The 12,515-nt window shown below is 42.2% G+C and carries 16 protein-coding genes; 13 read left to right on the forward strand and 3 right to left on the reverse strand.

The genetic code is table 11. The features are described 5' to 3' along the window. Positions 1-4: 4 nt before the first annotated feature. Complete coding sequence (mlaF, locus tag JI723_RS16560) at positions 5-808, reverse strand: phospholipid ABC transporter ATP-binding protein MlaF (RefSeq protein ID WP_070928941.1); 804 nt, start codon at positions 806-808, stop codon at positions 5-7. A 600-nt stretch (positions 809-1,408) separates the two neighbouring features. Between mlaF and kdsD the strand changes: the two genes are divergently transcribed. From kdsD to rnk, 11 genes are all read left to right on the forward strand, one after another. Continuing rightward, positions 1,409-2,377: an arabinose-5-phosphate isomerase KdsD gene (kdsD, locus tag JI723_RS16565; protein ID WP_070928942.1), complete on the forward strand. Its 969-nt coding sequence runs from the start codon at positions 1,409-1,411 to the stop codon at positions 2,375-2,377. A 14-nt stretch (positions 2,378-2,391) separates the two neighbouring features. After that, complete coding sequence (gene kdsC, locus JI723_RS16570; protein ID WP_070928943.1) at positions 2,392-2,952, forward strand: 3-deoxy-manno-octulosonate-8-phosphatase KdsC; 561 nt, start codon at positions 2,392-2,394, stop codon at positions 2,950-2,952. A gap of 25 nt (positions 2,953-2,977) precedes the next feature. Beyond that, entirely contained in the window at positions 2,978-3,571 is a 594-nt protein-coding gene (gene lptC / locus JI723_RS16575) for an LPS export ABC transporter periplasmic protein LptC (protein WP_319067434.1), read from the forward strand. Continuing rightward, positions 3,555-4,103: a lipopolysaccharide ABC transporter substrate-binding protein LptA gene (gene lptA / locus JI723_RS16580; protein WP_070928945.1), complete on the forward strand. Its 549-nt coding sequence runs from the start codon at positions 3,555-3,557 to the stop codon at positions 4,101-4,103. The genes lptC and lptA overlap by 17 nt, the downstream gene beginning before the upstream one ends. A gap of 5 nt (positions 4,104-4,108) precedes the next feature. Next, positions 4,109-4,834 carry an LPS export ABC transporter ATP-binding protein gene (gene lptB / locus JI723_RS16585; RefSeq protein ID WP_070928946.1) on the forward strand — a complete coding sequence of 242 codons (726 nt, stop codon included), beginning with the start codon at positions 4,109-4,111 and terminating at the stop codon, positions 4,832-4,834. A 31-nt stretch (positions 4,835-4,865) separates the two neighbouring features. Then, positions 4,866-6,311 (forward strand): RNA polymerase factor sigma-54, encoded by a 1,446-nt coding sequence (gene rpoN / locus JI723_RS16590; protein ID WP_140180933.1) that lies wholly within the window; start codon positions 4,866-4,868, stop codon positions 6,309-6,311. A 23-nt stretch (positions 6,312-6,334) separates the two neighbouring features. Beyond that, positions 6,335-6,622 (forward strand): ribosome hibernation promoting factor, encoded by a 288-nt coding sequence (hpf, locus tag JI723_RS16595; RefSeq protein ID WP_070928948.1) that lies wholly within the window; start codon positions 6,335-6,337, stop codon positions 6,620-6,622. Between the two features lie 247 nt (positions 6,623-6,869). Then, positions 6,870-7,337, forward strand: coding sequence for a PTS IIA-like nitrogen regulatory protein PtsN (gene ptsN / locus JI723_RS16600; protein WP_070928949.1), 468 nt, complete (start codon positions 6,870-6,872; stop codon positions 7,335-7,337). A 282-nt stretch (positions 7,338-7,619) separates the two neighbouring features. After that, on the forward strand, positions 7,620-8,471 hold the full coding sequence (gene rapZ, locus JI723_RS16605) for an RNase adapter RapZ (protein ID WP_008912624.1): 852 nt from the start codon (positions 7,620-7,622) through the stop codon (positions 8,469-8,471). Further along, a complete protein-coding gene (gene npr / locus JI723_RS16610) occupies positions 8,471-8,743 on the forward strand; it encodes a PTS phosphocarrier protein NPr (protein WP_070928950.1) in 273 nt (90 codons plus the stop codon). Before rapZ ends, npr begins: the two co-directional genes overlap by 1 nt. A gap of 354 nt (positions 8,744-9,097) precedes the next feature. Further along, entirely contained in the window at positions 9,098-9,508 is a 411-nt protein-coding gene (gene rnk, locus JI723_RS16615; protein WP_140180937.1) for a nucleoside diphosphate kinase regulator, read from the forward strand. A gap of 175 nt (positions 9,509-9,683) precedes the next feature. Here the strand turns inward: rnk and pmbA are convergent, their stop codons facing one another. Beyond that, positions 9,684-11,024 (reverse strand): metalloprotease PmbA, encoded by a 1,341-nt coding sequence (gene pmbA, locus JI723_RS16620; protein WP_337979567.1) that lies wholly within the window; start codon positions 11,022-11,024, stop codon positions 9,684-9,686. A 172-nt stretch (positions 11,025-11,196) separates the two neighbouring features. Between pmbA and yjgA the strand changes: the two genes are divergently transcribed. Together yjgA and JI723_RS16630 are read left to right on the forward strand one after the other, a co-directional pair. After that, positions 11,197-11,742 (forward strand): ribosome biogenesis factor YjgA, encoded by a 546-nt coding sequence (gene yjgA / locus JI723_RS16625; RefSeq protein ID WP_140186508.1) that lies wholly within the window; start codon positions 11,197-11,199, stop codon positions 11,740-11,742. Between the two features lie 119 nt (positions 11,743-11,861). After that, positions 11,862-12,182 (forward strand): low molecular weight protein tyrosine phosphatase family protein, encoded by a 321-nt coding sequence (locus JI723_RS16630; RefSeq protein ID WP_337979568.1) that lies wholly within the window; start codon positions 11,862-11,864, stop codon positions 12,180-12,182. 38 nt (positions 12,183-12,220) lie between these two features. Here the strand turns inward: JI723_RS16630 and JI723_RS16635 are convergent, their stop codons facing one another. Further along, positions 12,221-12,514 carry a barstar family protein gene (locus JI723_RS16635; protein ID WP_070928954.1) on the reverse strand — a complete coding sequence of 98 codons (294 nt, stop codon included), beginning with the start codon at positions 12,512-12,514 and terminating at the stop codon, positions 12,221-12,223. Position 12,515 lies beyond the last annotated feature (1 nt).

The raw sequence follows: 12,515 nt of genomic DNA on the forward strand, positions 1-12,515 counted from the left end.
TATTTTACCCTAATAAATCAGCCAGATAATCATTGGCGGGGAAACGGAATGGTACCGGCCCGTCAGCAATACCATCTAAAAACTGCCTAACACGGGGATCTTGGTTATCGCGTAATTCATCCCCTGTTCCTTTTGCTATTACGTGCTGTTGAGCCACAATATAGGCTTTATCAGCAATACTAAGCACTTCAGGGACATCGTGAGAGACCACCACACAAGTCACACCTAATGCCTGATTTAGCTCATCAATCAATTTAACTAAAACACCCATTGTGATGGGATCTTGCCCCACAAATGGCTCATCAAACATGATCAAATCAGGGTCAAGTGCTATCGCTCTCGCTAGTGCAGCGCGTCTTGCCATTCCACCAGATAATTCAGAAGGCATTAAGCGGGCAGCGCCACGTAACCCAACAGCTTCGAGTTTCATCATCACGGTCGTATGGATCAGTGATTCAGGCAATTTGGTATGTTCACGTAACGGAAACGCGACGTTATTGAACACATCCATATCAGTAAACAAAGCACCTGACTGAAACAACATGCTCATTTTTTTACGTGACTGATACAGTTTTGAGCGTGATAAGCTGGGGATATTATCACCATCAAACCAAATTTCCCCTTGGTTTGGGCGTAACTGTCCACCAATAAGACGCAACAAGGTGGTTTTACCAATCCCTGATGGCCCCATAATGGCGGTTATTTTACCGCGCGGTACAGAAAGGTTAATATTTTCAAATATTTTCCTATTGCCGCGGGTAAAACACATGTCACGTACTTCGATTAAGTTGTCTGTCTGTGCTTGCATTTGTTTGATAGCTCACCACATCATAAATATTATCTTTTTGAAGCGCTAAACACGCGATTTTACCTAAAGATAAAATGAAAATCGTCTAATATCGCACCTGATTTTATTAGTACCATTATAACGTGCTAAATGTGTCGTTGGTGTTCAAAATGTGTATTTATATGACTAATATATACATATAGCAGGGGAATCAATGACAGTTAACCATTATTTTTACACAATAGAAGCAGACAGCTCTTAGACTTTAAAAATTTGTTACCAGTTGAGAATACTCAATTTTCTTTTTTTGAGTTTAGTTTATGGTGCGGATCCCCTCCGCTTGATTAAGCTTTTATATTCTAAATAATTCATGGTGTAGGTAGGCAAGATGGGAAGCATAGATGAACTATGTGACTAGGCGGGCTGAATGCCGTCTCTGATAGCTTAACGAAAAGCCCTGCAACTTGAAGTGTGATGAGTATATTAATCCAACGGCCTTTATTCATTAAAGTACAATTAATTTTTGACTGATTCGACAAAGCACTTACTGATAATAAGTATTCGTTATACAATTCGCGCTCGCTAATCCGATTAACTGAAAAGCTACGCATGGAACAGAAAATGTCAAACATCGATTTTCAGCAAGTAGGTAAAGATGTCCTCCATATCGAAAGTGAAGGCCTAAAAAACTTAGAACAATATATCAACGATGATTTCACTCACGCATGTCAGCTGATATTTGACTGCCAAGGGAAAGTTGTTGTTATGGGTATGGGAAAATCGGGACATATTGGGCGAAAAATAGCCGCAACATTAGCAAGCACAGGAACCCCCTCTTTCTTTGTTCACCCAGGAGAAGCCAGTCATGGCGACTTAGGTATGATCACAAATAAAGATATCGTTCTCGCCATTTCCAATTCAGGTGAATCCGGTGAGATCCTCGCCCTATTGCCTGTATTAAAACGTATTAAAGTGCCGTTGATCTGCATGACAAGTAATCCAAATAGCAATATGGGTAAGTATGCAGACGCACATTTGTGTATAAAAGTCCCACAAGAAGCTTGCCCTCTAGGGCTTGCACCAACGACAAGCACAACCGCAACACTCGTGATGGGTGATGCATTAGCGATCGCTCTGTTGAAAGCCAGAGGCTTTACCGCTGAAGATTTTGCGCTTTCCCACCCAGGCGGCGCACTAGGGCGCAAACTTTTACTTTTAGTTCGTGATTTAATGAACGTTGGCGATGATATTCCGCATATTCCTCAAACAGCCACGTTACGCGAAGCTTTAATTGAGATTACTCGCAAAAAATTAGGTATGACCGTAATTTGTGATGACGATATGAATATTGCTGGTATTTTTACTGATGGTGATCTGCGTCGTATCTTTGATATGGGTATTGACCTAAATAATGCCAAAATCGCTGATGTCATGACCCGTGGTGGAATTAAAATCTCCCCCAATATTTTAGCGGTAGAAGCACTTAATTTAATGCAATCTAGGCATGTAACCTCACTGATGGTTGCCGAAGGTAATAAGCTAGTGGGCGTATTACATATGCATGATCTTCTCCAAGCTGGCGTTGTATAAAAAAAGGAATGATTATGGATCCTCAATTTCAGGACACCTGCTACGGTCTTGTGGCTCAGTCTGTTTTACAAAAAGCAGCCAAAATTAAATTATTAATTTGTGACGTTGACGGTGTTATGTCTGATGGCCTGATTTATATGGGAAATAACGGTGAAGAACTGAAAGCTTTTAATGTACGTGATGGCTATGGTATTCGCTGTTTATTAACCTCCGACATTGAGGTCGCGATTATTACAGGCAGAAAAGCGAAATTGCTTGAAGATCGTGCAGCAACACTAGGCATTACATATCTTTACCAAGGTCAAAGCGATAAGCTTTTGGCGTATCATCAACTGTTAGATACACTGCAGTTAGCGGAAGAAGAAGTCGCCTATATTGGTGATGACCTCATCGATTGGCCTGTAATGGCAAAAGTGGGACTTTCTGTTGCCGTTGCAGACGCGCATCCCCTCTTGTTACCCAAAGCGGATTACATTACGCATATTGGTGGTGGTAAAGGCGCGGTACGTGAGCTTTGCGACCTGATCCTTCTGGCACAAGGCAAACTTGATGAAGCTAAAGGCTTATCGATTTAAGGTTATTGATTAAAAGAATATATCCATGAGTAACGCTAAAAAGTGGTTAATCATCCTGTTATCATTGATTGTGCTTGGTTTGATTGGTTGGAACCTAGCAGGTAATGATACTGAAGCACCTGTAAATAACGTGCTCGACAACGCTCAGCCTAATTATCAAACCGATGATTCAGTGACATTCGTCTATAATCCAGTAGGCGATTTGGCCTACAAGCTGGTATCAGATAAAATTGATAATTATACAGCAGATAAAGTGACTTGGTTCACTAACCCTGTTTTAACAACCTATAACGAAGCTGGTGTACCAACTTGGACCGTACGTTCACTAAAAGCCAAATTGACGAATGATAGGATCCTTTATCTCTATAACGATGTTCAAGTGGATAGTTTAAGCCCCGATTCTCAACTTCAACGGATTTCAACGCAAAATGCAATGGTGAACTTGATAACTCAAGATGTTTCATCGGATGATAAGGTCACTATCATCGGGCAAGGTCTTAATTCGACGGGTTTAAAAATGCGCGGTAACCTACGTTCAAGAACCGCAGAGTTAATTGAAGATGTAAAAACTCATTACGTGCTGCAAAAAGAAGAGCAAAAAAATGAATCAAGTAAATAAAAAACGTTTTATTCAAGGAGCTGTTGCCAGCGCAATTCTTGCTCTTAGCGTGCCTGCTTTCGCATTAAAAACGGATACGCAGCAACCAATGACCATTAATTCGGTCAAGCAATCCCTTGATTTAGAAAAAAATGTCACCACATTTACAGATGATGTGGTGGTAAAACAAGGCTCAATAGATATTAGAGCTAACAAAGTCGTCGTCACTCGTCCAAGCAGTAACTCAGATAAAATTACGATTGAGGCTTTTGGTACGCCAGTGACCTTTTACCAGTTACAAGACGATGGAAAACCAATCAAAGGCCACGCGTTGAAAGCGCGCTATGAAGTTGATAAAGAGCTTTTAACACTAACGGGTGATGCCTATCTTGAGCAGTTAGATAGCAATATTAAAGGTGATAAGATCACCTATGTTGTCCCAACCCAGCAAATGGAAGCGTTTAGTGACAAAGGCAAACGTGTGACAACAGTATTATTGCCATCACAGCTACAAGAAAAAGGCCCAGCGGCAAACAACGGAAAGAGTAAATAATCGTTATGGCGACACTAACCGCAGAGAATCTGGCAAAAGCATATAAAAAGCGCAAGGTGGTTGAAGACGTCAGCCTTGAGGTGAAATCAGGTGAAATTGTCGGCCTACTGGGCCCTAATGGCGCCGGTAAAACCACCACCTTTTATATGGTGGTCGGAATAGTCCAGCGGGATGCAGGCAAAATTACGATCGATGGGGAAGATATTAGCCTTCTACCGTTACATGAACGTGCACGTCGTGGTATTGGCTACCTTCCACAAGAAGCCTCTATTTTCCGCCGTCTCAGCGTTTATGATAACCTAATGGCCGTGCTAGAAATTCGTCATGACTTAAACTCAGAACAACGTAAAGAACGTGCTGAAGAGTTGATGGAAGAGTTTAGCATTACCCATTTGCGTGATAGCCTTGGTCAGTCGTTGTCTGGTGGTGAGCGTCGCCGTGTTGAAATAGCTCGCGCGCTCGCCGCAAACCCCAAATTTATCTTACTTGATGAGCCGTTTGCTGGTGTTGACCCTATTTCAGTGTTGGATATCAAAAAAATTATCCAACACTTACGTGATTACGGTTTAGGTGTTTTGATCACAGATCATAACGTGCGTGAAACATTAGATGTCTGTGAAAGAGCGTATATTGTCAGCCAAGGTCACTTAATTGCTCACGGTACGCCTGAAATGATCCTCGAAAACGAGCAAGTAAAACGAGTGTATTTGGGGGAAGGCTTCCGTCTATAATTTATCGTGTTAGGTGGAGAAAACATCATTCATGAAGCAAAGTTTGCAGCTCAGAATCAGTCAGCAACTGGCAATGACGCCTCAGTTGCAGCAAGCGATCCGTTTGTTGCAACTATCTACGCTTGAGCTACAACAAGAGATACAACTTGCACTAGAAACTAACCCACTTCTAGAACAAGAAGAAACGGCTTCGGAACTGGAATCTCTCGATAACCTCGAAACGAGTTCCGATAGCAGTGAAATCGACACTAAAGATGCACTCGAAAAAAATGATATGCCAGATGAGCTGCCTCTTGACGCTGATTGGGATGAAATTTATACCGCTGGCACGCCATCAGGCACAAGTAACGACTATAGCTTTGACGAGCTACCCGTTTACCAAGGGGAAACCACACAGACCCTGCAAGACTATTTAGTTTGGCAATCAGAATTAACCCCTTTTACCGAAACAGATCGTGCCATTGCTACAGCAATCATTGATTCGATTGATGATTCAGGCTATTTAACAACCTCGATTAGCGATATACATGAGGGGATTAACAATTCGGAGATCACCCTTGAAGAAGTGATAGCGGTACTAAAACGTATCCAACACTTTGATCCTCTCGGTGTCGCTGCACAAGATCTGAAAGAGTGTTTGCTTATTCAATTATCTCTTTATCCAAAAGAAACTGAAGGTTTAGCTGAAGCACGAACAATTATTAGCCAACACATCGATTTATTGGCCAATCGTGATTTCCGCCAACTCAGTAAGCTGACCCGATTAAAAGAAGATGCCCTAAAAATAGCCATAGATTTAATATTGACTCTCAACCCAAAACCGGGGCAATCCATCAATACCGGAGAGTCTGAATATGTCATTCCAGATGTTCTGGTGAAAAAAATCAACGGACACTGGCAAGTTGAATTAAATACAGATAGCATTCCTAAATTAGGTATAAATAATCACTATGCTTCTTTGATAAAAGATTCAGTAAGTGAAAGTGATTCGCAGTATATTCGTAGTCATTTACAAGATGCTAAATGGTTGATTAAAAGCTTAGAAAGCCGCAATGAAACCTTGTTAAAGGTAGCATGTTGCATTGTTGAGCAACAACAAGAATTCTTTGAATATGGTGATGAATACATGAAACCCATGATACTGGCTGATATCGCCTATCAAGTGGATATGCATGAATCTACCATATCAAGAGTGACAACCCAAAAGTTTCTCCATAGCCCTAGGGGAATTTTTGAGTTGAAATATTTTTTCTCTAGTCACGTGAGTACCGATACAGGAGGAGAAGCCTCCTCAACTGCAATACGTGCATTAGTGAAAAAACTGGTTGCTGCTGAGAACCCAGCAAAACCATTGAGTGACAGTAAATTGACAAGCATGCTAGCCGAACAGGGCATTCAGGTTGCACGTCGAACTGTCGCTAAGTACCGTGAATCGTTATCTATTCCGCCCTCAAACCAACGTAAAAAATTGGTTTAATTGAATAAAATAAGGAAGATTGTATGGAATTTCAGATTACTGGACACAATATCGAAGTCACACCTGCATTACGTGAAACTGTTGAGAAAAAGATCAGAAAATTGGAACAATTATTTGATCGAATCAACGGCATTCAAGTCGTGTTGAAAGTTGAAAAAGTTCAGCAAATTGCTGAAGCAACGGTGCAGGTTAATGGTGCAGAACTCCATGCGTCAGCGGAAGAAAATGATATGTACGCTGCAATCGACCAACTGGTAGACAAACTGTCACGCCAGTTAACCAAACACAAAGAAAAACTGAGACAACATTAATACATTTATACTCTAAATAATTCAAGAAGCAGGTAGGCGACAAGTGAAGATAGACGGAGAGCATAGATGAACTATGTGACTCGGCTAGCGTAGCGTAGTCCCTTATACCTCAACGAAGAGCCTTGCAACTTGAAGTATGACGAGTATATGGGGCAATCACCGTGTATCGTGATAAGCCACAAATAAATGGTCAAACCAGCTAGTGGTATACTGCTAGCTGGTTTTGTAGTCCTAAGCGAACAATAAAATGAATAGTGATATAGAAATCCAATTAAGCGCCGTATTATCTCCTGCTTGTACACGTAATAATCTTGTTTGCACCAGTAAAAAAAGGGCATTAGAGATTATCAGTGAACTGGCTGCCGCCGAGTTGGGATTACCGGAAAACACGGTATTTGAAGCATTACTCACCAGAGAAAAAGTTGGAACTACTGGCATTGGCGGGGGGATCGCAATTCCTCACGGCAAACTCGCAGAAGGAGAGCACACTCAAGCGGTAGGTGTTTTTTTACATCTAGAAGAGCCTATTGCCTTTGATGCAATAGATAATCAGCCTGTAGATCTCCTATTTGCTTTGTTAGTACCCGCAGATCAATGTAAAACGCACTTACACACACTGTCTTTAATTGCTAAAAAATTAGCGGACAAATCATTCTGTAAGCGCTTAAGATCTGCACAAAGCGATGCTGAGCTGTATAGTATAATTACCGAGTAAGTTATATACTCGTCAAGCTTCAAGTTGCAGCGTTGTTGACTACGTTCACTCGCACCAGTCACATAGTTACTACGCTTCTGGCGACTCGTTCACTTGTCGCCTAGCTGCACCTCGAATCATTTAGAGTATAATTGAGATACTTTATCATCACTGGGTTACATGTGTATGAATTTTTGATATTTTACTCATATATACTCAGTGATGTATAAATAAGTAACCAAAAGATCGATTCACTATCGGAGATCATAAGATCACCGACAAGAAATAAAAGGGAGTTAGCTCATGGTGCTGATGATTGTCAGCGGCCGTTCCGGTTCGGGGAAATCCGTTGCCTTACGTGCGCTGGAAGATATGGGTTTCTATTGTGTAGATAACCTGCCGGTTGTGCTGCTTCCAGAACTGGCCAATTCACTCGCAGATCGTAATATTTCAGCAGCAGTGAGCATTGATGTGCGTAATATGCCTGATAACCCAGAGATCTTTGAGGAAGCGCTTGATCGGTTACCCTCTAGCTTTTCACCTCAGTTACTGTTTCTGGACGCAGATCGCAATACATTGATCCGCCGTTACAGCGATACTCGCAGATTGCACCCTCTTTCAAGTAAAAACCTGTCACTTGAAAGTGCCATTGATGAAGAAAATGAGCTGCTAGAGCCACTACGTTCACGTGCCGATCTCGTGATAGACACATCTGAAATGTCAGTGCATGAATTAGCAGAAATGCTCAGAACACGTTTAATGGGCAAACGCGAGCGTGAACTGACCATGGTGTTCGAATCATTTGGCTTTAAACATGGTATTCCTATTGATGCGGACTATGTCTTTGATGTGCGTTTTTTACCGAACCCACATTGGGATCCGAAATTGCGCCCAATGACCGGTCTTGATCGCCCTGTAGCGGCATTCCTCGATAGGCATACAGAGGTTCATAACTTTATTTATCAAACACGCAGTTACCTAGAGTTATGGCTGCCGATGCTCGAAACCAATAACCGTAGCTACCTCACTGTTGCGATTGGTTGTACGGGGGGGAAACACCGCTCCGTCTATGTTGCTGAACAACTCGCTGATTATTTCCGCTCAAGGGGCAAAAACGTGCAGTCCCGCCACAGAACATTAGAAAAGCGTAAGTAATGGCACTAACAGCCACTATTACCCTAAAAAACCGGCTGGGTATGCATGCCCGGCCGGCAATGTTACTTTATGAATTAGTTAAAAAATTTAACTCTAAGGTAATTTTGCGTAATAATAATAACATTGAGGCCGAGGCGGATAGCGTTATTGCCATGTTAATGCTAGACTCGGAACAAGGTAGTACGATTGATATTGAGGTTAGCGGCCCTGATGAACATCAGGCTTTATCCGCGATTATTAACCTATTTGAAAGTGGGTTTGATGAAAGTTAGTATTATCAACTAATGAGTAGTGAACTAAATATCAATTGTTTTACAAAAAACGGCTCACAGATCGTGATCCCGATCTCTTCCCTTTGAAGCATGAAGAGCCTAATATTTCATACAAACGAATTTACACTCTGAATAATTCAAAGTGCAATTAAGCGCCCCAAATAAGGTGTCGTTAAGCGACCAGTGATGAGTTGCTCAAAAAGCACATCAGTATGTGATTGGTGTGAATGAGCACAGTCAACAACGCCGCAGCTTGTGCAACTTGAATTATGACGAGTAAATATATATTAGCAGCACCCCCTACCTAACATGGGTGGGGGGTGTTTGCTTTGTACGTTTCTATTGGAGTGTGGTATGACAAAGCCAACAATTATCATTAATGATTTAGATGCAGAGCGCCTAGATGCTCTGTTAGAACAACCTGCTTATGCAGATACCCCTGTTGCAGAAGCGCTGAATGATGAACTTGATCGTGCGGACATTGTGTCCCCTCAAGAAATTCCTGCTGATGTAGTGACAATGAACAGTACTGTTCGCTTCCTTGATCTGATCAGCAATGAAGAGCACACGCGTACGCTAGTTTATCCAGCATCATTGAAAGACAGTGCTGAACAGCTTTCAGTCATGGCGCCAATCGGTGCCGCGTTACTGGGTCTACATGTGAATGATGAGATCAGCTGGGCATTGCCTAACGGTGTTGAAACGCGTGTAAGAGTGTTGGAGATTATTTACCAACCAGAGGCAGCAGGCGAGTTTCACCGTTAATATCGGTAAACATCGGTTGTGAATAAGCTGATTTGAAATAGCTGATTTTAAATAAACAAGGAAAATCAACTCATTGGTTTTCAACGCAAAGTGGGAAAAAACACACTTTATCCCACTTCGTCAGCAACAAAAGGCACTCAGTTGAGTGCCTTTTGTATTTTTAGTGCTCAGTCGCTTACTCGCCTGCAATACTCATTTCAGGCAATAGCACCGAACCACACTGAATATTGCTACGAGTTTCGATATCATCGGCAATTGTCACAATGTTTGCCCACATATCCTTCAGGTTACCCGCAATGGTAATTTCACTCACAGGGTATTGGATCACGCCATTCTCTACCCAAAAACCTGAAGCTCCGCGTGAATAATCACCGGTAATACCACTCACTCCTTGCCCCATTAGCTCAGTCACTATGAGACCTGTTCCCATTTGTTTTAGCAATGCATCAAATGATAAACCTTGGCCTTCAATGCGCCAATTATGGATACCACCTGCGTGACCCGTACTTTGTAGCCCGAGCTTTCTCGCTGAATAAGAGGTCATCAGCCACGTTTGTAATACCCCATTTTCGATAATATTACGTTCTGTGGTACGCACACCTTCACTATCAAATGGAGAAGAGGCTAATCCACCAATTAAGTGAGGCTGCTCATTAATCGTTAGCCAATCAGGTAAAATTTGTTTACCTAAGCTATCTAATAAGAAAGACGATTTACGATAGATACTGCTACCGCTAATTGCCCCCACTAAGTGTCCAAAAAGCCCTGTCGCTACTTCTGCGGCAAAAATGACAGGTGCTTTCATAGTAGGCAGTTTTCTCGGCGATAAACGCGATAAGGTGCGACGAGCGCATTCTTGGCCGACCCACTCAGGGGATTTCAACGCATCGAGGCTACGGCCGATGGTATATGCATAATCACGCTCCATCTCGCCGTTTTCTTCAGCAATCACGCAGCTTGACATCGAGTAACGGCTTGAACAATAGCTCTGTAACACGCCATGTGAGTTACCGAACACGCGCACGCCATAGTGGCCGTTAAAGCTTCCACCTTCGGTATTCACAATCCGTGGATCCACGTTAAGCGCTGCCATTTCAGCTTGTGAGGCATATTTAATCGCTTGTTCAGGTGTCAGACTGCTGGCTTGAAAAAGTTGTAGATCAGGTGCTTCAAAAGCGAGAAGAGATTTTTCTGCTGGGCCCGCGCAAGGATCTTCTGATGTATAGCGAGCAATATCTACCGCAGCCTGTACAGTACGTTCAATTGCTTCTGGACTTAAATCAGTGGATGATGCACTACCTTTACGTTGATTATGGTAGACAGTGATCCCGAGAGCGCCATCACTGTTAAATTCAACATTTTCAACCTCACCTTGGCGAGTGCTTACACTGATCCCAGTGCTTTTATTCACGGCAACTTCAGCGGCATCACAACGATTTTTGGCAAATGAGAGCGCTTGTGCAACAGCCTCTTCCAAATTTTTGCGTTGTTCGTTGACTTGTTCGGTTAAATTCATGTACTCAATCCAAATTAAATAAGGTAAAAGCGGCTTTTTTCACACCAACACACAATGTCGGGTAGTCATTAGGGCTTTTTCCCAGTTACAATAGTATATATTCAATGTTAACACCCACAACGTAGCAGGTCATGTAAATTACTGTGCTACGTACTGTAAAAAGGAAATCGATATGGCCAAACAGCCTGAAGACTGGCTGGATGATGTCCCAGCGCCGCAAGAAGAAGACGATGATGAGATCATTTGGGTCAGTAAAAGTGAAATTAAACGCGACGCAGAAGTGCTTAAAAAACTGGGCGCTGAGCTCGTTGAATTGAGTAAAAGTGAGCTGGAACGTATTCCTCTTGATAGTCAGCTACTTGAATCAATTGAACTGGCACAAAAAATTAAACGTGAAGGTCGCCGTCGCCAGTTACAGTATATTGGTAAGTTATTACGTGCCCGCGATGTAGAACCCATTACTGAAGCATTAGATAAGCTAAAAAATCGCCATAACCAACAAGTGGTTATTTTACATAAGCTAGAAGATCTACGTATTAGATTGGTCGAAAATGGTGACGATGTGATTGAAGAAGTCGTCGCTCTGTTCCCACATACTGATAGGCAACAATTGCGAGTATTAGTGCGTAACGCTAAAAAAGAGCGAGAAGCCAATAAACCACCAAAAGCCTTCCGTCAGATCTTCCAATATCTGAAAGAGTTATCTGAATCAGCTTAATTAACACTCCCCTATGCCATCGCGGTTTAGGGGGCTTTCGATGGCTATCTTTTCCGCCTCTACTTTTCCAATATCCCGTCGAATGTTTACTAAAGTTTGGATAAAATACTAAATATTGAATGAATATTCTTTTTATATGTAGTCGTAATCAGTGGCGTAGCCCAACCGCTGAGCAAGTCTGGCGCAACCATGCTGATTGGTCAGTCCGTTCTGCTGGCACCAGCCGCAATGCAAAACGTAGAGTAACCGCAGATCTTATTCGTTGGGCTGATGTGATTTTCGTTATGGAGCATAAACATAAAAGCCGGCTCTCGGCCGACTTTTTTCGATTATTAGAACACAAACCAGTACATGTACTGGATATTCCAGATGAATATCGCTATATGGATCCTGAACTGATTGATATTTTTAAGGCAGCGATCCCTGCGTTCATGACCTGAAAATATCAATGCCGCGTGCTCACCTAAAAGCTGAGCACTCAACTTGGGCTGTCATCTGCGTTTTCACAGACAAACAGCAGATCATCGCCCCATAAATCATGGCCATCATGCATAATCGCAATAATATCTTCAAATTGGACTTTTTGTTCATCGGTAATATGGGTAAATACAATGGCGACAGGTAATTCAATACCTGCCGACACCATATCCCATAACGCATCAAGATTTTTACCAAACCAAACTGGCAATGAAAATTGCAGCTCAAATTGGCGATAAAAATCATCAATACTGTCTATTTGCTGAAAATTAAAGATGGCGACACGACTACTCATT

Source organism: Providencia manganoxydans (assembly GCF_016618195.1).
Classification (GTDB): domain Bacteria; phylum Pseudomonadota; class Gammaproteobacteria; order Enterobacterales; family Enterobacteriaceae; genus Providencia; species Providencia manganoxydans.